This window comes from Streptomyces cylindrosporus (assembly GCF_022698165.1).
Taxonomy (GTDB): domain Bacteria; phylum Actinomycetota; class Actinomycetes; order Streptomycetales; family Streptomycetaceae; genus Streptomyces; species Streptomyces cylindrosporus.
The window spans coordinates 477,665-504,035 of sequence record NZ_JALDAY010000009.1; the positions used below are offsets into that span (position 1 = coordinate 477,665).

Consider the following 26,371-nt stretch of genomic DNA (forward strand, 5'->3'; position numbering starts at 1 on the left):
GGCGCCCCCGTGTCGGTGCAGTCTGCCCGCACCCGGCGTCGAGCACCAGTACGCACGGCCCCCGGAGCACGGGCGCCCGGAGCACTCCGCGAATGCGCCCCCCACGCCCTCCGCAGTCCGGCCCCAAGGCCGTGCTTTGAGCCCCTCAAAGTGGTGTTTATGCAGGTGAGAAGCGTGTGGATGGTGTCTATGATCGATGCGACGGCCGCACCTTCCGACGGCTGCGGCCCCTTGTGAGGAGCACCGCCGTGAGCACTTCCCAGCAGACCCCGACCGGCGTGACCCTCGACGTGGACCACACCGACGCCGCCTACCGCGACTGGCTGAAAGAGGCCGTGCGCAAGGTCCAGGCCGATGCAAATCGCTCGGCCGACACCCACCTGCTGCGCTTCCCGCTCCCCGAGAAGTGGGGCATCGACCTGTACCTCAAGGACGAGTCGACCCACCCGACCGGCAGCCTCAAGCACCGCCTGGCCCGCTCGCTCTTCCTCTACGGCCTGTGCAATGGCTGGATCCGGCCGGGCCGCCCGGTGATCGAGGCGTCCAGCGGCTCGACGGCCGTCTCCGAGGCGTACTTCGCGAAGCTGATCGGCGTGCCCTTCATCGCCGTCATGCCGCGCACGACGAGCGCCGAGAAGTGCCGTCTCATCGAGTTCCACGGCGGACAGTGCCACTTCGTGGACGACTCGCGGAAGATGTACGAGGAGTCGGCCCGCCTCGCGGTGGAGACCGGCGGCCACTACATGGACCAGTTCACCTACGCGGAACGGGCCACGGACTGGCGCGGAAACAACAACATCGCCGAATCCATCTTCCGCCAGCTGGAGTTGGAGAGGTTTCCGGAGCCCGCGTGGATCGTCGCCACGGCCGGCACCGGCGGAACCTCGGCGACCCTCGCCCGCTACGTCCACTACACCCAGCGCGACACCCGGATCTGCGTGGCGGACCCGGACAACTCCTGTTTCTTCGAGGGCTGGACCACCGGCGATCCGGACGTCACCTGCGACTGCGGCTCCCGCATCGAGGGCATCGGCCGCCCCCGCATGGAACCGAGCTTCGTGCCCGGCGCGATCGACCGGATGATGAAGGTCCCCGACGCGGCGAGCGTGGCGGCCGTACGGGCCCTGGAACAGGCCATCGGCCGCAAGGCGGGCGGCTCGACCGGCACCGGGCTGTGGAGCGCGCTGAAGATCGTCGCCGAGATGGTCGCCGAGGGCCGGCAGGGGAGCGTGGTGACGCTGCTGTGCGACCCGGGCGACCGCTACCTGGACAAGTACTACTCGGACAGCTGGCTCACCGAGCAGGGCCTGGACATCGCACCGTACTCGGCGGCGATCGAGTCACTGCTGGAGACGGGCGTCTGGCCCTGCTGAGCCACGGCCGCCGTGCCGCGAGGCCGCTACGGCTGCCCCTGCCGCGCCAGCCGCCGGTCCAGCGCGGTCACCGCGTCCCTGAAGGCCCGCCCGAGCCCCGCGCGTGCCGCCTTCACGACGAGCCGGAACGGTGCCGTCCCGTCCGCGGCGAACGTCCACTGCACGCGCGTGCCCGTCCCGGCCGGGACGAGCCGCCACTCCTCGGCGAGAGCGCGGGCGCCCGGCGCGTTGGTCTCGTCGACCCGGTACGCGTAGACCTCGGCCTCCTTCGCCGCGATCACCGTCTCCAGGAAGTGCCCGCCGCCCTTGAGCCGGATGTCGCGCCCGGCACCGTCGTCGACGGCCCGGGCGTGTGTCACGGCCGCGAACCACTCCGCCCAGCCGGGCACGTCGTCGTTGAGCGCGTGGAAGACCGCGTCGGGCGGCGCGGCGATCTCCCGTGCGAAGACCAGCCGTACGGGCGCGACTTCGACGAAGTCGAGTCCGACGGGACGCAGACGGTGGGCCATGGACGTGAACCCCCTTGACGCGGAAGGGTGGTTGACCGGGGCAACGTCACGATAACTGGCGGACCGTCAGATGTCAGCACCGCCCGCCCGCGATCAGCTCTCCGGCTCGCCCGCCACCATCAGCCGCCGCAGATGCTCCGAGATCTCCGCCCGCGCGTCCTTCGGCAGCCCGGCGTCGGTGACCAGCGTGTCGACCTGCTCCAGCGCCGCGAACGAACTCAGGCCCACCACACCCCACTTGGTGTGGTCGGCGACCACCACGACCCGCCGCGCCGACTGCACCAGGCGCCGGTTGGTCTCGGCCTCCGCGAGGTTCGGCGTGGACAGGCCGGCCTCGACCGATATCCCGTGCACACCCAGGAACAGCACGTCGAAGTGGAGCGCCGCGATCGCCTGGTCGGCCACCGGCCCCACCAGCGAGTCGGACGGCGTGCGCACCCCGCCGGTCAGCACCACGGTGGCCGCGCCCTGCCGGGGCCCGGAGGTGCGCTGCGCGGCGTGGAACACGTCGGCCACCCGCACCGAGTTGGTCACCACGGTCAGATCGGGCACGTCGACCAGCTGGTGCGCCAGCGCGTACGTCGTCGTACCGCCCGAGAGCGCGATCGCCGTGCCCGGCGCGACCAGCTCGGCCGCCGCGCGCGCGATGTCCTCCTTGGCCGTCAGCTCCAGGCCCGACTTGGCCTCGAAGCCCGGCTCGTGGGTGCTCGCCTCGACCACCGGCACCGCACCGCCGTGCACTTTCTCCAGCACACCCTGCCGCGCCAGCGCGTCCAGATCGCGGCGGACGGTCATGTCCGACACGCCGAGCTTGCGGGTCAGCTCGTTGACGCGGACCCCGCCCCGGCGCCGCACCTCGTCCAGGATCAGGGCGCGCCGCTGCTCCGCGAGGAGGTTCTGATTCTCACTCACGTACGCTCCGGTCCTTTCGCCTCAAGCAGTCCGACACGCCCGTCGCACCCTCTCCGACGAGGAGGTTCTCCCCCGGCCCCGGTGCGCGGACGTCCCATCCTCGCACGGGTCGGTGCAGGTTACGCCACCGACGGTCACGCCGCGCTCATGTCACGTACACCTCACGCGTACCCCGCCTGTCACACGTCTCGGGGAGATTCCGTGTGGAGAGGTGTACGCCACCGTCCCGGCGGAGATCCTGTGCCCGCACGGACACAAGCAGAACAGGCGTCACGGGGGAAGTGCGAACAGTGGGACGTGCTCAGGAACGGGCCTCGGCCGACCGGCCCGCCGAGAGCCTCGACGGATCCGGAACCGCTCTGGAACTCCTGGTCCACGGCGTGGGCGGCACCACGCCCGAGGCGATGCTCGACGATCCGCGCACGGTGCGTGTCACCGGCGACGAGACGGCCGCCGTCTTCCGCCGCTGCGAGGACGTCGACGCGGAGTCCAGACCGCAGGACTACCAGGACAAGCCGGTGCAGGAGGCGTACGTCTGGTGCAACCTCACCTCCGGCAACAGCGCCCGCGCCCTGTGGCTCCTGCTGCTGCCGTTCATGGTCGTCAACCTCGCCCACTGGATGCGCCCCACGACGCGTGGCCACAGCCGCACGGTCCGCTTCTACGGGCTGCTGGTACGGCTCGTCGGGCTGACCCTGACGGTGCTGCTGGTCGCGGCCGCGTGTGAGGTCGCCCTCGACCTGGCGGCCTGGCAGTGCGCGGGCACGCACGCGTGCGCCGACCGCCACTCCTGGCTGGGCTTCCTCTCGCCCGAGGTCTCCCAGGACGGCTGGTGGAGCCGCCCCGGCCGCCGCCTCGCCGTCGCGGCCGCGGTGCCGACGGCCCTCACGACCCTGCTGTGGTACCTCTCCCGCCGCACCTGGAGCGCCTACGAGTCCCAGCGGCCGCTCTCCCACGAGCCCGAGCCCGACGAGGACACCGGCCGCACCTCGCTCGGCCGCCCCGGCTTCTGGTACGGCCGTCGCCTGGTCGCCCGGCTGCGCGCCGCCCACACCGCGGCCGGCCTCCTCACGGTTGCGGCGGCGGTCGCCTCCTCCGCGGCCCGCTTCGACCACCGGCCCGGCGGCCCCGCCGTACTCGACACGCTGAGCCTGCTGCTGTACGCGGCCCTCGCCGCGACCGCCGTCGTCGTGCTGTGGGTGGTGTGCCGCCGGGGACGCAGCGAGAACCGCCTCGACCAGGAACTAGACGAGCATCTCGTACGACGCCTGCCGCTCGCCGCCCTCGCCCTGCTGCTGTCCGCCGTCGTGTACGCCGGCTGGGAGCGCCCCGGGTGGGAGTCGTCCGGGCGACTGGCCGGTGGCGGCACCACCTTCGGCGGCCTCGCCCTGGTCCAGGGCCTCCTCGTGATCGCCCTGGCCGTCGTCGCCCGTACGCTGCACCGCACCCATCCCGACCCGCGCGCGGCGATGCGCGGCCTGGCCGGACCCGCCGTCGCCATGCTGGCCTGCGCGCTCGGCGGCGTGATGTCCGGCGGCGTCTCCCAGCGGGTCTCCGACTGGCTGGACGGCACCGGTACCTCCATCGCCGGCCCGCCGGTCGTCCTGACCTGGCAGTCCTCGGTGATCCCGGTGCTGCTGCTCGCCCTGCTCGGACTGTGCGCCCTGCTCGGACGCGGGGCTTGGCGGCTGCGCCGGACCGAGCTGGGGGAGGTGCGGCTCGACCACCCAGGCGAACCCGAGGACACCGCCCGCACCCGCGCCATCGCCACCACCCGCGCCCTGGCCACGCTCACCGACCGCGCCCCGCTCCTCGTCGCCGTCACCTCCGCCACGACCCTGATCCTGGGAGCCGGCGCCCTGGTCGGCGCGAAGTTCACCGAAGAGGCCCCGGCCCCGGCCGCCGACCACGCGCACGCCCTCGTGCACGGCGCCGCCCAGACCGCGCAGGCCCTGGGTTCCTGGCTGATCGGCTTCGGCTTCATCCTCTTCGTCACCTGGGGCCGGCGCGCCTACAAGGACGCCTCCGCGCGACGCACCATCGGCATCCTGTGGGACGTCGGCACCTTCTGGCCGCGCGCCGCCCACCCCTTCGCCCCGCCCTGCTACGCCGAGCGGGCGGTGCCCGACCTCAGCTGGCGCATGGCGACCTGGACCCGTGCCACCGGTGGCCGCCTGGTCATCTCCGGGCACTCCCAGGGCAGCGTCCTCGCCGCCGCCGCGGCCTGGCAGCTGAAGCCGTCCGTCCGCAAACGGGTCGCCCTGCTGACCTACGGCTCACCCCTGGAGCGCCTCTACGGCCGCTGGTTCCCGGCCCACTTCGGCCCGGCCGCGCTCAGCTCGCTGCACCACGAGGTCGACTGCTGGCGCAACCTCTACCGCGCGACCGACCCCATCGGCGGCCCGATCCGCCTGCCGGGCGACTGCGGCCCCGAGGTGGACCGGGGCCCGCTGAAGGACCCGCTCGCCTACGGCCGCACCGCCCGGCACCCACTCCCCGCACCGATCCTCGGCCACTCCGACTACCAGGCCGACCCGGCCTTCGCGGAGGAACGCGAACGGTTGCTCGCCCGACTGCGCCCCGAGGTGCCGGCACCCCGCCCCGACGGGGACTGAATCCGTACGGAGCGGTGTCAGGGCGCGTCGGGCAGGTCCTCGGCGTACAGCAGGGTCAGGTCGTCCGTGCTGGGCTCGTCGACCTGGGCGACCCGGCCCGCGTGCCGCTCCACCATCGCCTCGAAGGTCTGCCGGGCGGTACGGCCGTTGCCGAACGCCGGGCCCTTGGGGATCGCCGTGAAGTACTTCAGCAGCGCCTCCGCCGTACCCTCCGCCAGCCGGTACTCGTGCTCGTCGGCCTGCTGCTCGACGATCCGTAGAAGCTCGTCGGGGTTGTAGTCGCTGAAGGTGATGGTCCGTGAGAACCGGGACGCCACACCGGGGTTGACCGAAAGGAACCGTTCCATCTCGGCCGTGTAGCCCGCGACGATCACCACCACCGCGTCCCGGTGGTCCTCCATCAGCTTCACCAGCGTGTCGATGGCCTCCTTGCCGAAGTCCCGGCCCGAGTCCTCCGGCGACAGCGCGTACGCCTCGTCGATGAACAGCACCCCGCCGCGCGCCCTGTCGAAGGCCTCCTGGGTGCGGATCGCGGTCGAGCCGATGTGCTCGCCGACCAGGTCGACACGGGACACCTCGACGAGATGGCCCTTCTCCAGCACGCCGAGGGAGGCGAGGATCTCGCCGTAGAGGCGGGCCACGGTGGTCTTGCCGGTGCCGGGGGAGCCGGTGAAGACCAGGTGCCGCTTGACCGAGGCCGCCTTCAGGCCCGCCTGCTGGCGGCGCCGGCCCACCTCGATCATGTCGGTCAGGGCCCGCACCTCGCGCTTGACGCTGTCCAGGCCGACCAGCGCGTCCAGCTCGCCGAGCACGGCCTTCGAGGTCCGCACCGGCTGCTCCGGGCCGGCGGGGGCGACGAGGGGCTCCTGCTCGGTGGTGCGCTGGCCGGGGATCGCGCCCAGCAGGCCGGGGGACTGGCTCGCCGTCTGCACGGCGGTCTCCCGGGCCTCCGGCGGCCGTACGCCGCCGCTCTCGTCGCTCGTGCAGTCCTCCACGACGGGGCCCGTGCCGGGCGTGGTGTCCGGGCCGCCCTCCGCGAACTCGTACCCACCGCGCGCGCACCGCTCCGTACGGCACTTCCTGAGCGTCGTACGGCAGCCGTCGATCACATGGAAGCCGTAACCGCCGCTCCCGGTCACCCGGCAGTTCTGGAACGTGCCGCGACCGCCCGCGGACACGTAGAAGCCGGCCTCGGCGGGGGAGTCGACCGTGCACCGCTCGATGGTGGGGTCGGCGCCCTTGGTGACGATCACGCCCGTCTGGGTGCCGTCCACCGTGCAGTTGTTGAGGGTGCCGCCGCTGCCGTGGTCCCGGAACCAGGCGCCCGTCGCGGCGTCCCGGATGCGGCAGTCGTCGAGCTGGGCCGTGGCCCCGTCGCTCACCGACACCGCCGTGTTGCGCACCTGGGTGAGATCGCTGTCGACGACGTCCGCGCGCGAGCCGCGGTCCAGCACGAACAGGGCGTCCGGCACGTCGTGCACCCGGCAGGAGTCCAGCACGGCGGTCGCGCCGTCGCTCACCCACACCGCCGGATAGTCGCCGGTGCTGTCGAAGATCTCGCACTGGTTGGCGTCCACGCGCGTGCCCGGGTCCCACACCGACAGGCCGTTGCGCCCGAACTGACGCACCGTCGTGCGGGTCAGCGTGAGCACCGAGCGGGAGCGCAGATCGACCGCGTTCTCCGGGATGTCGTGGATGCGGCAGTCCGCGAGCGTCAGCACCGCGTCCGTGTCGAGCGTGACGCCGTCCGCCGTGGTGCGGTGCACATCGCAGTCCGTGAGGTGCGCGGTGGCCCGGCCGGTCACCTGGACGCCGCTGCCGCGCACCTCGTAGACCTCGCAACCCACGGCCTCCAGCGCGGAGTTCTCACCCGTCGCCGTCAGCCCCGAGCCCGAGGCGTGGTGGATGCGGCAGCGCTCCAGACGCGGATGTGCACCGCCGCGGACCGCGACACCGGCCTGACCGGCGGCGACGACCTCGCACTCCTCGAACACGCCGCCCCCGCCGTCGAGTACGGCGATCCCGACACCCGCCGGATTGTCGACGGTGCACCGGCGCACGGTAGGGCGCGCACCGCCGCGCACCTCGATCCCGGCCGCCGACCGCGTGACGATCCGGACGTCGAGCAGCTCCGGAGTGCCCTCCTCGACCAGCAGCGCGGGCGCGGCCGCGTCCTGCCCCTCCACGTGCAGGTCCTGCACCACCGCGGAGGCCCGCACCGTCAGCGGCACCCCGTCCAGGGGCGCGATCCGCACCGAGCCGGGGGAGCCCTCGGGGCCGCGCAGCGTCACCGACCGCTGGAGCACGAGGTTCTCCCGGTAGGTGCCGGGAGCGACGGTGAGCACGTCGCCGTCCGCCGCGGCCTCCAGGGCTGCGGCGAGTGACGTGTACTCACCCGTGCGGCGGCGCCACCTCGATGTGCCGGTGTGCGTCACCTGGACCGTGCCCTGTGCCATGGCGCTGCTGTGCCCCCACCTCGTAGTACGCGGGTTTGTCGCCGAATGCCTCGGCCGGTCCACCGTAGCGTGCGCGCAGGTGGTGGGATGACCAGAGTCCGAAGGCCGTCAGCTGCCGGTGCCGGTCCGGCCCCAGTCCGGGCCCGCCTTGTCCCAGGCCTGGTCCCAACGGGCGTACCGGCGGCGGACCATGCGCCAGACGATCGTCCGCCGGGCGGCCTCGACGAATCCCGCCGTGAGCATCGCCGCGCCGAAGCCCGCGAGCACCGCGTGCGTCGTCGCCGTCGCGGAGTCCAGCGGACGGGCCACTGTGTGGCCGTGCTCGTCCGTCCATATCCGGAAGTGGTCGCCGCGGTGCGGGGACCTGAGGTCGGCCAGGGCCGCGCCGTGCTGGTGGGTGCCGTCCGGTGCGGTCCAGTCGGCGAGGACCCGGCTGCGCAGGTCTCTGGAGGAGGAGGTCTCCGGGTCGGTGTCCAGCGGGGAGCGGTCCAGCTTGCGCACCACGGTGGCCGTCACCTGGTGGCGGGCGGCGCGCTGGTCCCGTACCGACTGCTGCAGGGCGTCCTGGGCGACACTGCCCACGAGGGAGCCGATCACAGGCGCCGCGACCAGGATGAGCACCAGGGCCACCAGGGCCACCCAGGCCTCGACCAGATCGCTTCTGCGGCGCAGCGGATTGTGCCGCCAGCGCCAGAGTCCGCCGATTGCTCGCACCGTCCCGCACCCCCTTCCCGCTCCGTGATAACCCCACCCGGAGTCGTTCACCCGCGGGCCCGGCCGAAGAGAGAGCGAAATCACCTCGGACCGGGGCCTCTCATGAACTTCTCACCCCAGCCCAACGTGCGGGCCCCCGGCGCTGGTTCCCGTCGGCCCGATCTTGCCGGGATCCTGTCCGGATCCGTCCGGAGGGGGACTGCCGCAAAGCCGCTCAGTCCAGGATCGTGACGGGGTCCCCGACGCGGATGGTGCCGCGGTGCAGAGGCACCAGATTCTGGCCGAAGACCAGCTTGCCGCCGATCCGGCGGTGCCGTCCCAGCGAGTACAGGGGCTCCCTGCCCCGGACGGCGGTGCCCTGGTCGGTGGTCGTCACCACACACCGCCCGCATGGCTTCGCGACCCGGAAGGTCACGTCACCGATCGCGATGCGGGACCAGTCGTCCTCGGCCCAGGCGGCCGCGCCGGACACGACCGCGTTGGGCCGGAACCGGTTCATCGGCAGCGGTCCGTCGGCCGCGTGATCGCCTTGTGCGATCAGGGAGTTGAGGGCGTCGAGGGAGCTCGCGCTGGTGAGCAGCAGCGGATAGCCGTCGGCGAAGGACACCGTCTCGCCCGGCCGCCCGTAATCCGGGTCGACGGGGCGGCGGACGGCCGGATCGTCCATGTGCACGAGGCGGGTGCCGGCGCCGAGGTACTCACTGCACCACAGGTGCGCGGCCTCGTCCTCGGCGAGAACACCCTCGACCTTGTCCCCGAAGATCTGCACCGGCACCGTGCCCAGCGGCCGCGGGACGGGCACGGACAGCGGGTCCATACCGGGCGCGGACAGCCGGACACCGCCGCCGGGCAGGAACTCGGCGGCGGCGAGCGCGAGGCGCGGCTGCTGACGTTGTGTGACGACCCTTCCCCCGTCGTCGATCAGCACCCAGCGCCGGTCTCCGGCCAGCCCCCAGGGCTCCACCACGGCCTCCCGCGGCGCGAGGCCCCGGAACGCCTTGACCGGATGGACGTGAATCGACTGCAGCAGTTGGCTCCCCATACGGCCATCGTGCCAGGCCGCACCGACAACCGGGCGGGACCGCTCAGTAGCCGCGGTACTGCTGCTGGTTGTACGGGTCCTGATAGGGGGCGGCCGGACCGGGGCGCGGCGCCGCGGGGCGCATCGCCTCGTAACCCGTGCCGGCGGCCATGGGCCGTTGCGGCTGGGGCTGCTGCGGGCCGGGGTAACCGCGTGGCGCGGTGGCCTGCTGCGGGATGTACGCGGCGGGCGCCTGCTGCAGCGGAGACGGCTGCTGCGCCTGCGGGTAGCCGCCGTAGGAGGGCTGGGAGGGGCCCGCCGGGAGGGCGGGCAGAGCCGACGGCAGCGCGGGCAGGTGGCTGCCCGGCATGTCGTAGGCGGCGGGGACCCGGATCGGGGCGATCTGCGGGGTGCCCCGCTCGGCGACGAGCCTGTCGTAGATCGGGGTGTCCGGGAAGGCGGAGTAGTAGCCACCGCCATAAGTGGAGCGGGGGGAGGTCATGGCACATAAGTTAAGCCCACGATGTGCTGGTTGGGGAGACCGATAAGAGGGTTGTTTTCCGTGTCGGCAGTGACGCGGGATCCCCAATGCGAGCGAACTCGGCAAAATAGGGCGGCGATCCACGCCAGGATCCTGTAAAGGCCGAGTTCCGGGCGGGTTACCGGCGGGTCGGTCCACCGTCGCGCTGTGCGCTTCATGGGAGTTCGCCGTCCCGGGGAATAGGTTGTGCGAGTAAGCATGCGGAAGGGCCGCCGGGGCGCGGACCGGCACGCGGACTCCTGATGGGGGCGGACATGTCAATGTCGAAAGGGTCGAATACTCCGGTGCCGACCACGGCGCTGCGGGTCGAATTGGGCTGGCGCTCCGGACCGGGCGTGCCCGACGCGGACGCCTCGGCCCTTCTGCTGGTGGGCGGCAAGGTCCGTTCCGACGCCGACTTCGTCTTCTACAACCAGCCCGTGCACTCCTCCGGCGCGGTCCGGCACGAGGGCAAGCGGCACGACGGCGGCCGTACCGTTGACACGCTCGTCGTCGACCTCGCGCGCGTGGAGCCCGCGATCGAGACCGTCGTCCTCGCGGCCTCGGCGGACGGCGGGACGTTCGGACAGGTCCCCGACCTCTACATCGAGGTCCGCGACGCCGGCCGGAACACCGTGGCCGCCCGCTTCGACAGCACGGGCGCAAGCGTGGAAACCGCTTTCGTGCTGGGCGAGTTCTACCGTCGGCAGGGCGCCTGGAAGTTCCGCGCGGTCGGCCAGGGCTACAGCAGCGGACTCGAAGGGCTGGCCACGGACTTCGGCATCACGGTGGACGAACCGCAGCACACCGCCCCGGCACCGCCCGTGACCGCGCAACCGCCGGCGGCTCCGCCCGTGACGGCGCCGCCACCCGTCGCCCCGCCCGTGACGATGCCTCCGCCGGCCGGACCCCCCGTCCCCATGCCGCCTCCGCCGCCGCCCACCGCGCCGGTCCGGCTGACCAAGGTGACACTCACCAAGGCGGCCCCCGCGGTCTCCCTCACCAAACAGGGCGGCACCTCGGGCACCATGCGCGTCAACCTCAACTGGGAGGTGCGCAAGCAGTTCTCGGGCTGGGGCAGCAAGCGCGGCCGTGCCGTCGCGATGCACAACGACCTCGATCTCGACCTGTGCGCCCTGTTCGAACTCAGCGACGGCAGCAAGGGCGTCATCCAGGCCCTCGGCAACGCCTTCGGCTCGCTCCAGCGCCCGCCGTACATCCACCTCGACGGCGACGACCGCACCGGCGCCGTCGCGAGCGGCGAGAACCTCACCATCAACCTCGACCACAAGCAGGACTTCCGGCGGATCCTCGTCTTCGTGACCATCTACGAGGGCGCCCGCTCCTTCGCCGACCTGCACGCCACGGTCACCCTCCAGCCGCAGTTCGGCGCGCCGATCGACTTCTCGCTCGACGAGTGCACGGTCCCGTCCACGGTGTGCGCCCTCGCCCTGATCACCAACACCGGCAACGACCTGGTCGTCCAGCGCGAGGCCCGTTACCTGGTGCCCGAACGGGGAGTGAGTCCGCAGCGGACCATCGACCACGCCTACGGCTGGGGCATGAACTGGACCCCGGGCCGCAAGTGAGCGGTCACCCCTCGTCGGACACGGCGTCCGGGCGCGCGTAGGTGCGGCCCTTCCAGGCCGCACCGCGCCCCCGGTAGTGCTGCACCGCGGAGTCGACCGTCATGAGGAGGTAGAGGAAGGCCGTGAACGGCAGCAGCGGAGCGAGCCACAGCGGCTGCCGGTAGTAGCGCAGCATCGGGACGTACGTCCCCGTCATCACCAGCCACGCCAGCCCGCCCAGCAGCGCGGCCGCCGGGCTGCCGGCCGCGAGCCCCGCCACCAGGGACACGGGCGGCACCAGATACACGAGCAGCAGCCCGAGGACCGTCCCGAGCAGCAGCAGCGGGCTGTGCCGCAGCTGGGCGTACGCGCTGCGCGACACCATGCGCCACAGGTCGTGCAGCCGCGGATACGGCCGCACGCTGTCCACCTTCTCGGCCAGCCCCAGCCAGATGTGGCCGCCACCGCCCTTGACCGCGCGGGCCAGCGCCACGTCGTCGATCACGGCGTGCCGGATGGCGTCCGGGATCCGCACCCGCTCGGCGGTCTCCGCACGCAGCAGGACGCAGCCGCCCGCCGCCGCGGCCGTCCGCGACCCCTTCCTGCCGATCCGGCGGAACGGGTAGAGCTGGGCGAAGAAGTAGACGAAGGCCGGCACGACGAGCCGCTCCCACAGGCTCTCCACCCGCAGCCGGGCCATCTGCGAGACCACGTCGAAGCCCCCGGCGCGCGCCGCCGCGACCAACTCCCGCAGGCTGTCCGGCTCGTGCGCGATGTCCGCGTCCGTCAGCAGCAGATACTCCGGCCCACGCGCGCGTGCCAGACCGATCCCGTGCCGTACGGCCCACAGCTTGCCCGTCCAGCCGGCAGGCGGTTCGCCGGGGGAGGTGACGATGAGCGGCAGGCCGCCCGTCTTGTGGGCCAGTTCGCGGGCCAGCTCCCCGGTGCCGTCCGAGCTGCCGTCGTCGACCAGGAACACCTCCGCCCGCCCCGGATACTCCTGCGCGAGGAGGGACGGCAGGCTCGACGGCAGTACGGCGGCTTCGTCGCGCGCGGGGACGACGACGCACACCGAGGGCCAGTCGCCGGGATCCGCGCGGCGCGGAAGTCTCACGTCCGTGCGCCAGAAGAAGCCCTGACACAGCAGCAGCCACAGCCAGGCGGCGAGGGATACGGCGGCGGTCCACACGATGGCGCTCACCCGGGCAGTGTCCCCCACCGGACCTGCCCGCAAGGGCCCATCGTCTATCGTGGCCGGGTGAAGATCGCGCTCATGGACTCCGGAATCGGTCTGCTGGCGGCCACGGCCGCGGTTCGGCGGCTGCGGCCCGACGCAGATCTCGTACTCTCCCTGGACCCGGACGGCATGCCCTGGGGACCCAGGACTCCCGAGGACCTCACCGCGCGCGCCGTGGCCGTGGCCGAGGCCGCCGCCGCGCACCGCCCCGAGGCGCTGATCGTCGGCTGCAACACCGCCACCGTGCACGCCCTGCCCACCCTGCGCGCCCGCCTGGAACCGGAGCTGCCCGTCATCGGCACGGTCCCGGCGATCAAGCCCGCCGCGGCGGGTGGCGGCCCCCTGGCCATCTGGGCCACCCCCGCCACCACCGGCAGCCCCTACCAGCGCAACCTGATCGCGGAGTTCGCCGACGGAGTGACGGTCACCGAGGTGCCCTGCCACGGGCTCGCCGAGGCCGTGGAGCACGCCGACGAGCCCGCCATCGAAGCCGCCGTCGCCGCGGCGGCCGCCTTGACGCCCGACGACGTAACGACCGTCGTCCTGGGCTGCACTCATTACGAACTCGTCGCCGAACGCATCCGCACGGCCGTGCGGCAGCCGGGCGCCGCGCCGCTCGTCCTGCACGGGTCCGCGGGCGCGGTGGCCGCCCAGGCCCTGCGCCGGATCGGCGCACAGCCCGCCCCCGACGCCCCGGCCACCGGCACCCTGACCGTGCTGCTGAGCGGACGCGAGGGGGGACTCCCGGCGCCCGCGACGGCGTACGAGGAAGGCCGCCTTCTGCGGGCGGTCAGCCCCGCCCGGTGATCGAGGGGCACAAAACGGACGCCATGACTCCACCGGCCCCCGGTCGGCGGAGTCACTCTGCGCGACCCGGTACCACCGCAGCGAAACCTGAGTAATCTCAAGGGTATGAGGGACCACCCCCACGACGAGAGCGTCAAGCACCCCGACGTCTGGACCGGACGCGCGACGAACCGGGCCCAGTGGCTGCTGGCGCTCGGCGGGGCCGCGTTCATGGCGCTCGGGATCGAGCTCGCCGTCGACTCGGCGTGGGGCTCCGGGATCGCCCCGCTGGTCATGTCCGTCGTGGGCTGCATCGCGGCCGGGCTGCTGGTCCTCTTCGGCACCCTTGCCTTCGTGCACGTCGATCTGAGGCTCGACCGGGACTCCGTCGAGGTGCGCTGCGGCCACATCGGCGTGCCGCGCCGCCGCATCCCCCTCGACCATGTCGCCGGCGCCGAGTTCGCCCCGCACGTCACTCCCCGCCAGTGGGGCGGCTGGGGCTACCGCTGGCGGCCCGAGAAGGGCACCGCGGTCGTCGTACGCCGTGGTGAGGGCGTGGTCCTGCGGCTGTGGGACGGCCATACGTTCACGATCACCGTGGACAACGCGGAGGCCGCCGTACGGGTCATCCGGGACCGGCTGCGGCCCGGCTCGCCCGGCGCGGCGCTCTGACCGCCGCCCTCAAGGAGTCAACCGGTCACCACGCGCGCGTACGTCCGGCTTGTGGTGCGGTGCGTCGTCGGCGAAGGGCCGGGCGGTGGCCATGCCCGCAAGGAGTCCCGCGCCGACCGACACGGCGGTGAAGCTCAGCGCGTTGCCGACCGCGGCGATCCCGGCCAGCGCCGTCAGGGCCGCGCCCGCCGTGAGCACGACCGGTGTGGGCCTCGGTGAGCGCCAGAGCGTGTACAGCATCCAGCAGAAGGCCGCGCCGAGCAGGATCACGCCGACGACCCCCTCTTCCGCCGCCTGCTGCAGAAGCGCCGAGTGCGGCTTGCCGTCCGAGAGGAGCGTGCGGGCCGCCGTCGTGCTGAGCTCGCCGAACCGCTCCGGCCCGACGCCCAGGGCGGCGTTGTGGCGCGCGAGGTGCAGGGCGTCCCGCCACAGGTCGATGCGGTGCACGGTGAAGGGGCCCTCCAGGGAGGCGGTGAGCCCGGCGGGCAGGCTGTTGGCCGCGATCGCCCAGGTGAGGCCCGCCATCACGGCCGCGGCGAGGACCAGGCCGGCCAGACCCAGGCCGCGGCGGTCCATCCGGCCGGCGGCGAGCGAGCACAGCAGTACCGCGGTGCAGCTGACGAACCCGCTGGTCGAGCCGAGTAGCGCCGCGCTCACCGTGATCGCGACGGCCAGCGCGCCCAGGGCGAACCGCAGGAGGGCCCCCTCCGCGGCCCAGGCCGCACAGCCCGCGGCGCCGACGCACAGGGTGAGCAGGGCGGCCGTGGCACCGGCGTGCCCGAGCGGCGCCACGATCTGCGGTCCCGGCGCCAGATGCGGCACCGCCACCATCAGCCCGAGCCCGGCCAGCGCCCCGGCGCAGGGCGCGGCGACCGGCAGCAGCGCGCCGCAGATCCGTCCGGCGGCATAGCCGGCCGCGACGGCCAGCACCGCGAGCAGCACGCCCTCCGGGCGTCCCTCGTGCACCGTCGCCGTGATCAGGGACCAACTGGCGCAGGCGCCGAGGACCACCACACCCGTGATGTCCGAAACGTTTCGTCTCTCGCAGTCCTCCCCAGGACCGGCGTCAGACGTCATCCGCGTGGAACCCACCCCGCCCCCCGAACCCGACCGAAGCCCCCCGACCTCGCACGACCCGGTCGTCAAGACCGGAATCCGGCCGGACGACTGTGGCTGGGCACACCGTAACGGTTGATGGACGTTTTGTGGATGAGTTGGGCCGAGTTACGCAGGAACGATGCGACGCCTGGGGCCCCGCGGCGGCCCGTGCTGCCCTCCGGACCGAACTGTCGGCGCCAAGGTCACCCGCCGTACACTCCCGGAGTGACCGTCACCGCAACTTCCGTGGACGAGTCGGACCAGTTGCAGCCGCAGAACGCGCCCGCGTCGCGCGCCGCGCGTCTGGTACGCCTCGTTCCGGCCCTCGCCGCCGCGCTCTCCGGAGTCCTGCTCTACGTCAGCTTCCCGCCGCGCACCCTGTGGTGGCTGGCCCTGCCGGCCTTCGCCGTCTTCGGCTGGGTACTGCGGGGCCGCAGCTGGAAGGCGGGCCTCGGCCTCGGCTACCTCTTCGGCCTCGGCTTCCTGCTGCCGCTGCTGGTGTGGACCGGCGTGGAGGTCGGCGCCGGACCCTGGCTCGCGCTGGCGGCGATCGAGGCGATCTTCGTCGCGCTGGTCGGCGCGGGTGTCGCCGCGGTGTCGAGACTGCCCGGGTGGCCGGTCTGGGCCGCCGCCGTGTGGATCGCGGGCGAGGCGGCACGCGCGCGCGTGCCGTTCCACGGCTTCCCCTGGGGCAAGATCGCCTTCGGTCAGGCCGACGGCGTCTTCCTGCCGCTCGCGGCCGTGGGCGGCACCCCGGTGCTCGGCTTCGCGGTCGCCCTGTGCGGCTTCGGCCTGTACGAGGTCGTACGCCTCCTCGTCGAGGGCCGCCGGACGCGGACCGTCCAGCGCTCGGCGGCGGCCGTGGCCCTGCTGAGCGTGGCCGTGCCCGTGGTGGGCGCGGTGGCCGCACGCGCGCTGGTGAGCGACAAGGCCGAGGACGGCTACGCCACCGTCGCGGTGATCCAGGGCAATGTGCCCCGCTCCGGGCTGGAGTTCAACGCGCAGCGGCGGGCCGTGCTCGACTACCACGCGCGCGAGACGAAGCGGCTTGCCGCCGAGGTCAAGGCCGGCAAGATCGCCAAGCCGGACTTCGTGCTCTGGCCGGAGAACTCCTCCGACGTCGACCCCTTCGCCAACGCCGACGCCTACGCCGTCATCGACAGCGCGGCCAAGGCGATCGGCGTGCCCATCTCGGTCGGCGGGGTCGTCGAGCGGGACGGAAAGCTCTGGAACGAGCAGATCCTCTGGGATCCCGAGAAGGGCCCCACCGACACCTACGACAAGCGGCAGATCCAGCCCTTCGGCGAGTACCTGCCGCTGCGCGGACTGATCGGCGCGATCAACAGCAACTGGACGGCGATGGTCCGCCAGGACTTCAGCCGCGGCACCAAGCCGGGCGTGTTCACCATGGACAAGGCCAAGGTCGGCCTGGTCACCTGTTACGAGGCCGCCTTCGACTGGGCCGTGCGCTCCGAGGTCACCGACGGCGCCCAGATGATCTCGGTGCCGAGCAACAACGCGACCTTCGACCGCAGCGAGATGACCTACCAGCAGCTCGCCATGTCCCGCGTCCGCGCCGTCGAGCACAGCCGGACCGTCACCGTGCCGGTCACCAGCGGCGTCAGCGCGATCATCATGCCCGACGGGAAGATCACCCAGAAGACCGGCATGTTCGTCGCCGCCCACCTGGTGCAGAAGGTGCCGCTGCGGTCCTCCCAGACGCCGGCCACCCGGCTGGGCACCCTGCCGGAGCTGGCCCTGGTGCTGGTCGCCGCGGGCGGCCTCGGCTGGGCGATCGGCGCCGGTGTGCGCGGGCGGCGCGCCCGGAACGTGTAGCCGTACGCCCGGCGCACGCTCCGTGAAGTGCGCCGGATCCCTGGCACCGGCACCTTAGGGTCGGTGCCATGCCAACTCCTGACTTCATCCGTGAGATCCGGGCCTCGGCGGGCCACCAGCTGCTCTGGCTCCCCGGCGTCAGCGCCGTCGTCTTCGACGACGAGGGCAGAGTGCTGCTGGGCCAGCGCGCGGACAACCACCGGTGGGCGCTGATCTCCGGCATCCCCGACCCGGGCGAGCAGCCCGCGGCGGCCCTCGTGCGGGAGGTCCACGAGGAGACGGGGGTCGACGTCGTCGTCGAGCGGATGGTCTCCGTGCGGTCCGGGAAGTCGGTCACCTATCCCAACGGCGATGTCTGCCAGTTCATGGACCTCTGCTTCCGCTGTCGCGCCGTCGGTGGCGAGGCCCGGGTGAACGACGACGAGTCCCTGGCGGTCGGCTGGTTCGCGCTCGACGCGCTGCCCGAGATGACCGACTACCACCACTTCCGGATCAAGCAGGCGCTCGCGGATGAACCCACATGGTTCGAGCCCATGAGCGGCGGATGAAGTATGGGTGTTGACCACATGTGGGGAGGCGGGGGCGCTGCCTAGGGTCGTGCCATGACCGCGCCCAGCCCCGCTCCGGCCCCCCACGCCCCCTCCGTCGACCTCGGCGGCCGCACCGCCCTCGTCACCGGCGCCGCCGGTGGCATCGGCCGCGCCTGCGCGCTGCGGCTCGCGGCCGCCGGGGCCAAGGTGAGAGCGGTCGACCGGGACGCCCGGGGCCTGGAGGCCCTCGCCGAGCACGCCGACGGCCTCGCGGGTGCCGTCGAACCGCACGTGCTCGACCTCACCGACCTCGACGCCGCCGAACTCGCCGCCGCGGGCACCGACGTCCTCGTGAACAACGCCGGGCTGCAACTGGTGCGCCCCATCGAGCAGTTCCCGCCCGAGGTCTTCCACACGGTGCTCACGGTGATGCTGGAGGCGCCCTTCCGGCTCGTGCGCGGGGCCCTGCCGCACATGTACGGCCAGCAGTGGGGCCGTATCGTCAACGTCTCCTCCGTCCACGGACTGCGCGCGTCGGCCTACAAGTCCGCCTACGTGGCCGCCAAGCACGGCCTGGAGGGACTGTCCAAGACCGCCGCCCTCGAAGGCGCGGCCCACGGCGTCACCTCGAACTGCGTGAACCCCGGCTATGTGCGCACCCCCCTGGTCGAGCAGCAGATCGCCGACCAGGCCAGGGCCCACGGCATCCCCGAGGAGCGCGTCCTGACCGAGGTGCTCCTGCAGGACAGCGCCGTCAAGCGGCTGATCGAGCCGGAGGAGGTCGCCGAGGCCGTGGCGTACCTGTGCAGCCCGCAGGCCTCCTTCGTGACCGGTACCTCGCTCGTCCTCGACGGCGGCTGGACCGCCCACTGAGCAGGGCGGCAGCCGTGCGCCGGGGAGTTTTCCACAGGGCTGACGGGGTGGCCGCGCGATGGGGAATCCTGTGAGCATGTCTCGCGATCACGTGCAGTCCGCCGAGCGCGCCGAGGCCGCAGCTGTGCCCTCCGGCCCGGAGGCGCCGTTCCTGGAGCTGCTGGCCAGGGGCGCGTCCGCCGACGCCTACGAGCAGCCGGTGCTGCTGGCCCGTGCCGAGGGCCGGCCCGCCGCGGTACTCGACGCGCTCGAACACGCCAAGCTGCTCGCGCTGCGCGTGCGCGCCGAACTGGAGGGGCGGCGCCGACGGGAGGCCGAGCTGTCGGCGCTGTTCGAGACGGCCCACGACCTGGCCGGCCTGCGGGACCTGGACGCCGTACTGCAGGCGATCGTGCAGCGCGCCCGGTCGCTGCTGGGCACCGATGTCGCCTACCTCAGCCTGAACGACCCAGAGCGCGGCGACACCTACATGCGGGTGACGGAGGGCTCGGTCGCCGCCCGCTTCCAGCAGCTGCGGCTCGGCATGGGGGAGGGGCTCGGCGGTCTCGTCGCCCAGACGGCCCGCCCCTATGTCACCGACGACTACTTCAAGGACGCCCGCTTCCAGCACACCCACGCCATCGACGCGGGCGTGCACGACGAGGGGCTGGTCGCCATCCTCGGCGTCCCGCTGATGCTGGGCCACCACGTGATCGGGGTCCTCTTCGCCGCCGACCGGCGCGCCCGCGTCTTCGAGCGGGAGCAGATCGCGCTGCTGGGCTCGTTCGCCGCGCTGGCCGCGGCCGCCATCGACACTGCGAACCTCCTCACGGAGACCCGCTCCGCCCTCGCCGGCCTGGAGCGGGCCAACGAGATCATCCGGGACCGCAGCGGCGTCATCGAGCGCGCCTCCGACGTGCACGACCGGCTCGCCGAACTCGTCCTGCGCGGCGGCGGGGTGCACGACGTGGCCGCCGCCGTCTCCGAAGTCCTCGACGGCACGGTCGAGTTCACCGAGGCCGCCACCGCACCGGCCGCCGCCCTGGAGGCCTCCCGGGCCGAGGGACACGCCGTGCGCCACGCGGACGACTGGATCGCCGCCGTGACCGCCGGCGGCGAACTGCTCGGCGCGCTCGTCCTGCGCGGCCACCCCGGCCTCGACCCCGTCGACCAGCGCACCCTGGAGCGGGCGGCGATGGTCACCTCGCTGCTGCTCCTGGCCAGACGCTCCGCCGCCGAGGCCGAACAACGCGTCCGCGGCGAGCTGCTCGACGACCTCCTCGACGCCCGCGACCGCGACCCGCGCCTGCTGCGCGAGCGGGCGGCACGGTTGCACGCCGACCTCGACGCCACCCATGTCGTGCTCGCCGCCCGCCTGGACCGTGGCATCGCCGAGGCCGCCCGCCAACGAGGCCCCACCGCCGGCCTCGACGGCGTCACCGCCGGCCCGGCGCGCCTCGACGGCACCACCGTTCACGCCACGCATGTCGACGGCGCCACCGCCGCCGACCAGGACGCGGGCGCCCGGCGTCGCCTGTGGTCGGCCGCCTCCCACCTCGCCGCGACCCGGCACGGCCTGGCCGCTGCCCGCGACGGCGGCACCGTCCTGCTGCTGCCGCTGGCCGACGGCGACACCGCCACCGAGCTGGCCCGCCGCACCGCCCGCGACCTCGGCACGGCCGTCCACGAAGCGGTCACCGTCGGCGCCTCAGCTCCCGTCGGTGACCTCGCCGCCCGCCCCGACGCCGTGGCCGCCGCCTACGCGGAGGGAAGGCGCTGCCTGGACGCCCTACGGCTGCTCGGCCGCTCCGGCGACGGTGCCGCCGCCGAGGACTTCGGCTTCCTCGGCCTGCTGCTCGCCGGAGACCGGGACATCGCAGGCTTCGTCGACCGGACGATCGGCGAGGTCGTCGCGTACGACGAACGACGCGGCACCGACCTCGTGCACACCCTCGACGCCTACTTCACCTGCGGCATGAGCCCGGCCCGCACCAAGGACGCGCTGCACGTCCACGTCAACACCGTCGCCCAGCGCCTGGAGCGCGTCGGCCGCCTCCTCGGCGACGACTGGCAGAGCCCCGCCCGCACCCTGGAGATCCAGCTCGCCCTGCGCCTGCACAGGTTGTCGGCACAGCGCTGACCCCCGCACGCGCGCGTACGGGGGCCGGTGCGGTGTGCCGTCAGAGGGTGCGGGCGTCCGCCGTCCGGGCCGGCGCGGTCTCCTCGCCCGGGGAGCCCGCCGCCGGCTTGACGTCGGCCAGGTCCCGGTGGCGTGTCTCCTTGGCCGCGGCGACGGCGATCACCGTCAGGACGGCGGCGGCGATGACGTACAGGGCGATCGGCGTCGAGCTGTCGTAGTCGGCCAGCAGCGCGGTGGCGATCAGCGGGGCCGGCGCGCCCGCCGCGACCGAGGCGAACTGGGCGCCGATCGAGGCGCCGGAGTAGCGCATACGGGTCGCGAACATCTCGGAGAAGAAGGCGGCCTGGGGCGCGTACATGGCGCCGTGCAGCACCAGGCCGACGGTCACCGCGAGGACCAGGTTGCCGAAGCCGCCGGTGTCGATGAGGGAGAAGAACGGGAACATCCACAGGCCGACACCGACCGCGCCCAGCAGATACACCGGACGCCGGCCCACCCGGTCCGACAGGGCGCCCCAGGCGGGGATGACCGCGAAGTGCACGGCCGAGGCGATGAGCACGGCGTTGAGCGCGGTCTGCTTGGAGACACCCGCCGACGTGGTGGCGTAGACGAGGATGAACGCGGTGATGACGTAGTAGCTGATGTTCTCCGCCATGCGCGCGCCCATCGCGACCAGGACGTCCCGCCAGTGGTGGCGCAGCACGGAGACCAGCGGCAGCTTCTCCGCCTCGGCGCCGCGGGCCGCCCTGCGGGCCTCGGCCTGCGCCCGTGCCTGCTGGAACACCGGCGATTCGTCGACGGACAGACGGATCCACAGTCCGACGATCACCAGTACACCCGAGAGCAGGAACGGGATCCGCCAGCCCCACGACCCGAAGGCGCTGTCCGACAGCACGGCCGTCAGCAGCGACAGCACACCGGTCGCGAGCAACTGTCCCGCCGGAGCGCCCGTCTGCGGCCAGGACGCCCAGAATCCGCGCCGCCGCGCGTCCCCGTGCTCGGACACCAGCAGTACGGCGCCGCCCCATTCGCCGCCGAGCGCGAAGCCCTGGATCAGCCGCAACGTGGTCAGCAGCACCGGAGCCGCGGTGCCGACGGTCGCGTGCGTGGGCAGCAGCCCGATCGCGAACGTCGCCCCGCCCATCAGCAGCAGGCTCAGCACCAGCAGTTTCTTGCGCCCGAGCCGGTCACCGTAGTGTCCGAATACCAGGGCGCCGAGCGGGCGGGCGGCGAATCCGACGGCGTACGTCAGGAAGGACAGCAGGGTGCCGACCAGCGGGTCGGAGTCCGGGAAGAACAGCTTGCCGAAGACGAGGGCGGCGGCGGAACCGTAGAGGAAGAAGTCGTACCACTCGATCGTGGTGCCGATGAGACTGGCGGCGACAATGCGCTTGAGGCTTGCTGGGGACGGCGGAGCGGATGCTGCTGCGGAGGCCATGTGCGCCACTTCCTCGTGTGCGGTGGGGACGGGTACGTTTCGGCACACCGTAGGAACGGCCAGGTCGGGCGCACATGTGGCGGGACTACATAGTTCGAGGGCGCGCTGTGCGTTCCCCGCCCACCCCTGCTCGGTGGATGTCCCCTGCTGGTGACAATCGCTTCACCAGGTGCTGAGTCTTTGTGAGCACCGTCCGATCGCCCGGCCCACCCGGCCCTACCGTCCGACCATGAACACGAGCCGCAGCAGAGGACGAACCCCGAAAGCCCTGCGTACCGCCGCGCTGGCGGCACTGCTGACCGCCGGGACGCTCATCGTGGCCGTCCCGGAGGCGCAGGGAGAGACCGCGCGGACCGAGACGCCGGTGAGCTCGGTCGGCTCGGTCGCCGAGTCGGTCGTGCGCGTGAAGGTACCGCTGCCGGCGTCCTTCGGGGCGCGCCCGGCCGCGTGCGACTGGCTGTCGTACCTGCGCTACCGCTCCTCCGACGGCCCGGCCGCCCCGGCCGACGCGGACAGGATCCTGGTCGCTCAGCCGGGCATCCTGGAGGGCGCCGGAGCCTTCGATAGCGTCGCCCGCAACACCGTGGCCCGCGCCGCCGAACAGGGCCGGCACATCGAGTTCTGGGCCCTGGACCGGCGCTCCAACTGCCTGGAGGACCACACCGGCGTCGACTCCGGCGATCAGCACACGGCCGTCGACTACTACTACCGCGGCAAGCAGGTGGCCGGGCGCACCTTCGCCGGTTTCGTCGGCAACGACCAGCTGGGCTGGATGGCGAAGCTCGGCATCCAGCAGACCGTCCGCGACCAGTACGACCTCCTCACCGCCGAGCTGCCCGACCAAGGCCTGCGCAAGCGGAAGGTGCTGTGCGGCGGGCACTCCCTCGGCGGTGTCGTCACCGGCTACTTCGCCACCGCCGACTTCGACGGCGACCCGGCCACCACCGCCGACGCCGGATACAACCAGTGCGCCGGCTACTTCGCCCTGGACACCACCGTCTCCACCTCGCTCGCCGACCTCAGCGGCAGCATCCCCGACGACACCGACCTGCCCGACGTCGGCCTCGGCTACGGCGTCGTCCAGGCCGGCCTCGACAGCGGGGTGCTCCCGCGATCACTGTCCGCGCCGGTCCTGCTCAACCCCGAGACCATGACCCTCCTGGCGATCGCCGGGGTGGGCGCCCTACAGGATCCCGACGGCGAGTCCGACCTGCCGAGTTATCTGCCCGCCAACACCAATATCGAGGCGACGAACCGCTTCCTGTTCTCCAAGGACACCGCCACCTTCCTCACCGGCACACCCGCGGTGAAGGACTTCCGGCTCACCAACGCGGCCGTCCTCGGGGCACTGCTGGACGACAACTCCGTACCGCTCGCCTTCCTGCAGAGCAGCGTCGGCTTCTTCGACGGCGGGCCGATCACCGACAAGAACTTCCCTGCCGCCAACGGGAGTTCATCGCAGCCCGCGCTGTTCGGCACGCAGTACAAGGCCATCCCGGCCGAGCCGCACGGACCGCTCTACACATGGCGCGATTACGACCGTGTCGGCGCCGCGGACGATCCCGATTACCGTTCCTCCGACGGCACGCCCTTCACCAACGCCGGTGAAGAGGTCACCGACATCCAGGAGTTGGCGCGCAGTCTCGCGCGGCAGCCGCTGGACTTCACCGAGCAGTACTTCCCGACGAAGCTGGTCACCGACATCGAACTGGCCACCTCGCCCCAGGTGAAGCAACTCGTCGTGCATCCGGACGGGTTGACCGCGAACCCGACGCTCACCGTCCTCGCGGGCGACGGGCTGCTGGCCGGACGCATCCCCGCCGACCTGCATCCCGTGGTCGCCGACGGCTACCAGCACCTGGACGTTCTCACCGCCGCTCCCGCGCAGAACAACGGGCGGCCCGAGCCCGTCTCGACCAACCTCGCACGCTTCGCCCGCGCCCCTCAGTAGTCACCGCGGGCGGACGCGCCGAGGGCCCGGGAGGATCGCTCCCGGGCCCTCGGCGTCGGCCGTCAGACCTTCGTCGCGGCGAAGTCGGCCGCCGCGCCGGCGTCCGAGGTGTAGCTCAGATGGGCCAGGACGTCGTCACCGCCGTTCTCGCAGATCGGGTCGCCCTGGGCGCAGAAGTCGATGGTGCGGCTCTGGTAGGTGCCGGTGACGCTCTTGCCCAGCGCCCGGATCGGGTTGCCGAACAGGAGCACCGCGGCGACCCTCGGCGCGAGCGCGGCGGGAATGGTCGCCACGATCGGGCTGCCGACGACCGCGCCGTCACTGCTGATGCCGATCGAATTGTCGACGACATTCGCGCCCTGCGAATAGCCGACGAGAATGAAGCGCTGATTCGGGCAGGCCGCCGCCTGGCCGGTGACGTGGTTCACCAGGTCCGAGTTTCCCTGCGCGGCCGAGGTGAGGGAGAGGTCTGCCGGGTAGTTCACCTTGTAGCTGGTGAGATTCCGGCCGGTGAGTTTCTGCTGCAGCGCCGAATACACCGGGTCGCCGACGATCGCGCCCAGTGTGCCCGGTTCGAAGGTGCCGCGCGCCGCGACGACGTCGATGTCCGAGCAGGTCGCCGCCGTTGCGGCGGGCGCCGAGAGGGTGGTGAGTCCGGCCCCGCCGACGAGCGAGAGCGCGGCGAGGCACAAGCGGATACGCATGGGGATCCTTTGCGGGTGGGGCGCGTTGCGCGCCTGCGGAAAAGGACGTCCCGAACGTATTCGCGTCGTGTGAAAGGGTGTTATGGACGGGAATTCAGAAACTCCACGGATTTTGTTGCGTCCATACGTAATTCCTCCGCGCGCAGCGCCAGGATCAGATCCAGGCGGCTGGCGGGGTCGTGCAGGGCGTCGCCGAAGAGCTTCTCCAGTTGGCGCAGCCGGTAGCGGACCGTCTGCGGGTGGATGTGGAGGCGGACGGCGACGTCGGGGACGTTGCTGCCGCCGAGCAGCCAGGCCAGGAGGGTTTCCGCGAGACGGGCGCGCTGGCCCTCGGAGACCCCGTCGAGGGGAGCCAGGGCGCGCGCCTCCAACTGGGCGAGCAGCGGCTCGTCGGCGTGCAGCAGCAGGGTCGACAGGTGCCGGTCGCACCGTACGACCCCCTGCCGGGGCAGCACCCCGCGCCCCATCAGCCCCAGCGCCAGCGAGGCCCAGCGCAGCGACTGCGCGGCCTCGACGAGCGGCACCGTCGGCCCGATCGCCGCCGGACGTCCGCGCAGCGCCAGCGCGAAGGCCCGCCCGGCGAAACGGCCCGAGCCGTCCGGATCGGGCACCAGCATCCGCGGCGGCCGCGACTCCACGTCCACCAGCGCACCGGCGGCCGAGAGCGGCCGTTCCTCCGCGCGCTGTTCGGGCCCGGCGGCGAGCACGACGACGGCGACACGGCGCGGCACCGACCACCGCGCACCGTGCGCCAGGTCGTGCACCGCGTCCAGCGACACCGGCCCCTCGCCGAGCAGCAGGTCGAGCAGCCGCCGGCGCCGCCGCTCCAACTGCTCCGTACTGTGCGGCCGCGCCTGCGCGTACCCTTCGGCGGCCGCCTCGGCGACCTCGTGCACCGTCCTGAACGCCAGTTCGCCCAGTGCCGCCACCACCGCCGAGTCGAGGCCGAGTTCCTCGGCCGTCCGCCCCATCAGCCGCCAGGCCTGCATCCCGCCGATCCGCAACGCCGACTGCAGCACCTCCAGGCTGCGGCCCTCCAGGGCCACGCCCCGCCCGAGCGCGTGGTACGTCGCCGCGATCGCGTCGCCCCGGCCGCGCGGGTCGGCGATGTGGTCGACGAACAGGGTCAGCGCCTGCTCCACGCCGGCCCGCAGGTTCCTGGCGTACGGCCCGTCGGGCGGGCCCGCGTACTCGGGGACCTGCCGGCGCACCTCCTCCGCGACCACGTCGGCGACCGCTCCGAGCTGCGCGCGCAGGAGGTCGGCCAGCTCCGGCGGCACCGAGGGCGGCGGACCGGCCGCTCCGCCGTGGGGGGTGGGGACGGCCATCGAGGACACTCCTTTCACCCGGAACGGGCTCACCCGCGGGCTGTTGCCCGTGGGGCGAGGGGCAAGTCCCGTGTTGGACGCTCGCCCCCCGCGCTCCGTTCCGTGCCCCGA

General features: G+C 72.8%; 21 protein-coding genes. 10 read left to right on the top strand and 11 right to left on the bottom strand.

Translation table 11 applies throughout. From position 1 onward, the window contains the following. Positions 1 to 248: 248 nt before the first annotated feature. Positions 249 to 1,373 carry an L-cysteine desulfhydrase Cds1 gene (gene cds1 / locus MQP27_RS30520; protein ID WP_308290014.1) on the top strand — a complete coding sequence of 375 codons (1,125 nt, stop codon included), beginning with the start codon at positions 249 to 251 and terminating at the stop codon, positions 1,371 to 1,373. A 26-nt stretch (positions 1,374 to 1,399) separates the two neighbouring features. Here the strand turns inward: cds1 and MQP27_RS30525 are convergent, their stop codons facing one another. Beyond that, positions 1,400 to 1,882, bottom strand: a complete 483-nt coding sequence (locus MQP27_RS30525) for an SRPBCC family protein (protein ID WP_242769186.1) — start codon at positions 1,880 to 1,882, stop codon at positions 1,400 to 1,402. Positions 1,883 to 1,975: 93 nt separating this feature from the next. Beyond that, complete coding sequence (locus MQP27_RS30530) at positions 1,976 to 2,794, bottom strand: DeoR/GlpR family DNA-binding transcription regulator (RefSeq protein ID WP_242769187.1); 819 nt, start codon at positions 2,792 to 2,794, stop codon at positions 1,976 to 1,978. Positions 2,795 to 3,084: 290 nt separating this feature from the next. Here MQP27_RS30530 and MQP27_RS30535 point away from each other — a divergent pair, with 290 nt between their 5' ends. Further along, positions 3,085 to 5,409, top strand: coding sequence for a lipase family protein (locus MQP27_RS30535; protein WP_242769188.1), 2,325 nt, complete (start codon positions 3,085 to 3,087; stop codon positions 5,407 to 5,409). Positions 5,410 to 5,426: 17 nt separating this feature from the next. Here MQP27_RS30535 and MQP27_RS30540 read toward each other — a convergent pair whose 3' ends face one another. From MQP27_RS30540 to MQP27_RS30555, 4 genes are all read right to left on the bottom strand, one after another. After that, positions 5,427 to 7,865 carry a right-handed parallel beta-helix repeat-containing protein gene (locus tag MQP27_RS30540; protein ID WP_242769189.1) on the bottom strand — a complete coding sequence of 813 codons (2,439 nt, stop codon included), beginning with the start codon at positions 7,863 to 7,865 and terminating at the stop codon, positions 5,427 to 5,429. 108 nt (positions 7,866 to 7,973) lie between these two features. Then, complete coding sequence (locus MQP27_RS30545) at positions 7,974 to 8,579, bottom strand: Rv1733c family protein (RefSeq protein ID WP_242769190.1); 606 nt, start codon at positions 8,577 to 8,579, stop codon at positions 7,974 to 7,976. A gap of 214 nt (positions 8,580 to 8,793) precedes the next feature. After that, complete coding sequence (locus MQP27_RS30550) at positions 8,794 to 9,621, bottom strand: MOSC domain-containing protein (RefSeq protein WP_242769191.1); 828 nt, start codon at positions 9,619 to 9,621, stop codon at positions 8,794 to 8,796. A 43-nt stretch (positions 9,622 to 9,664) separates the two neighbouring features. After that, entirely contained in the window at positions 9,665 to 10,102 is a 438-nt protein-coding gene (locus MQP27_RS30555) for a DUF6643 family protein (RefSeq protein ID WP_242769192.1), read from the bottom strand. Positions 10,103 to 10,401: 299 nt separating this feature from the next. Here MQP27_RS30555 and MQP27_RS30560 point away from each other — a divergent pair, with 299 nt between their 5' ends. Then, positions 10,402 to 11,709, top strand: coding sequence for a TerD family protein (locus MQP27_RS30560; protein ID WP_242769472.1), 1,308 nt, complete (start codon positions 10,402 to 10,404; stop codon positions 11,707 to 11,709). Positions 11,710 to 11,713: 4 nt separating this feature from the next. Here the strand turns inward: MQP27_RS30560 and MQP27_RS30565 are convergent, their stop codons facing one another. After that, on the bottom strand, positions 11,714 to 12,907 hold the full coding sequence (locus MQP27_RS30565) for a glycosyltransferase (RefSeq protein WP_242769193.1): 1,194 nt from the start codon (positions 12,905 to 12,907) through the stop codon (positions 11,714 to 11,716). A 39-nt stretch (positions 12,908 to 12,946) separates the two neighbouring features. On the opposite strand from MQP27_RS30565, the gene MQP27_RS30570 reads away from it, so the two are divergent. Both MQP27_RS30570 and MQP27_RS30575 read left to right on the top strand, forming a co-directional pair. Then, on the top strand, positions 12,947 to 13,732 hold the full coding sequence (locus MQP27_RS30570) for a glutamate racemase (RefSeq protein WP_242769194.1): 786 nt from the start codon (positions 12,947 to 12,949) through the stop codon (positions 13,730 to 13,732). A gap of 105 nt (positions 13,733 to 13,837) precedes the next feature. Beyond that, complete coding sequence (locus MQP27_RS30575; RefSeq protein WP_242769195.1) at positions 13,838 to 14,383, top strand: hypothetical protein; 546 nt, start codon at positions 13,838 to 13,840, stop codon at positions 14,381 to 14,383. Positions 14,384 to 14,392: 9 nt separating this feature from the next. On the opposite strand, the gene MQP27_RS30580 is transcribed toward MQP27_RS30575, so the two are convergent. Further along, the gene (locus tag MQP27_RS30580) at positions 14,393 to 15,460 is read right to left on the bottom strand and encodes an O-antigen ligase family protein (RefSeq protein ID WP_278196695.1); all 1,068 of its coding nucleotides are present in this window, start codon (positions 15,458 to 15,460) and stop codon (positions 14,393 to 14,395) included. Positions 15,461 to 15,706: 246 nt separating this feature from the next. Here MQP27_RS30580 and lnt point away from each other — a divergent pair, with 246 nt between their 5' ends. The 4 genes from lnt to MQP27_RS30600 all read left to right on the top strand — a co-directional run bounded on the left by lnt (position 15,707) and on the right by MQP27_RS30600 (position 20,839). Next, positions 15,707 to 17,317: an apolipoprotein N-acyltransferase gene (gene lnt, locus MQP27_RS30585; protein WP_242769196.1), complete on the top strand. Its 1,611-nt coding sequence runs from the start codon at positions 15,707 to 15,709 to the stop codon at positions 17,315 to 17,317. Between the two features lie 68 nt (positions 17,318 to 17,385). Then, positions 17,386 to 17,865: an NUDIX hydrolase gene (locus MQP27_RS30590; RefSeq protein WP_242769197.1), complete on the top strand. Its 480-nt coding sequence runs from the start codon at positions 17,386 to 17,388 to the stop codon at positions 17,863 to 17,865. A gap of 54 nt (positions 17,866 to 17,919) precedes the next feature. Continuing rightward, positions 17,920 to 18,720 carry a 3-hydroxybutyrate dehydrogenase gene (locus MQP27_RS30595; protein ID WP_242769198.1) on the top strand — a complete coding sequence of 267 codons (801 nt, stop codon included), beginning with the start codon at positions 17,920 to 17,922 and terminating at the stop codon, positions 18,718 to 18,720. A 76-nt stretch (positions 18,721 to 18,796) separates the two neighbouring features. Next, positions 18,797 to 20,839 (top strand): helix-turn-helix domain-containing protein, encoded by a 2,043-nt coding sequence (locus tag MQP27_RS30600; RefSeq protein ID WP_242769199.1) that lies wholly within the window; start codon positions 18,797 to 18,799, stop codon positions 20,837 to 20,839. A gap of 40 nt (positions 20,840 to 20,879) precedes the next feature. Here the strand turns inward: MQP27_RS30600 and MQP27_RS30605 are convergent, their stop codons facing one another. Then, complete coding sequence (locus MQP27_RS30605; RefSeq protein ID WP_242769200.1) at positions 20,880 to 22,277, bottom strand: MFS transporter; 1,398 nt, start codon at positions 22,275 to 22,277, stop codon at positions 20,880 to 20,882. 229 nt (positions 22,278 to 22,506) lie between these two features. On the opposite strand from MQP27_RS30605, the gene MQP27_RS30610 reads away from it, so the two are divergent. Continuing rightward, the gene (locus tag MQP27_RS30610; RefSeq protein ID WP_242769201.1) at positions 22,507 to 24,228 is read left to right on the top strand and encodes a hypothetical protein; all 1,722 of its coding nucleotides are present in this window, start codon (positions 22,507 to 22,509) and stop codon (positions 24,226 to 24,228) included. Positions 24,229 to 24,290: 62 nt separating this feature from the next. Here MQP27_RS30610 and MQP27_RS30615 read toward each other — a convergent pair whose 3' ends face one another. Both MQP27_RS30615 and MQP27_RS30620 read right to left on the bottom strand, forming a co-directional pair. Continuing rightward, positions 24,291 to 24,932 carry a cutinase family protein gene (locus MQP27_RS30615; RefSeq protein ID WP_242769202.1) on the bottom strand — a complete coding sequence of 214 codons (642 nt, stop codon included), beginning with the start codon at positions 24,930 to 24,932 and terminating at the stop codon, positions 24,291 to 24,293. An 80-nt stretch (positions 24,933 to 25,012) separates the two neighbouring features. Next, the gene (locus tag MQP27_RS30620) at positions 25,013 to 26,260 is read right to left on the bottom strand and encodes a PucR family transcriptional regulator (RefSeq protein WP_242769203.1); all 1,248 of its coding nucleotides are present in this window, start codon (positions 26,258 to 26,260) and stop codon (positions 25,013 to 25,015) included. Between the last annotated feature and the right edge of the window lie 111 nt (positions 26,261 to 26,371).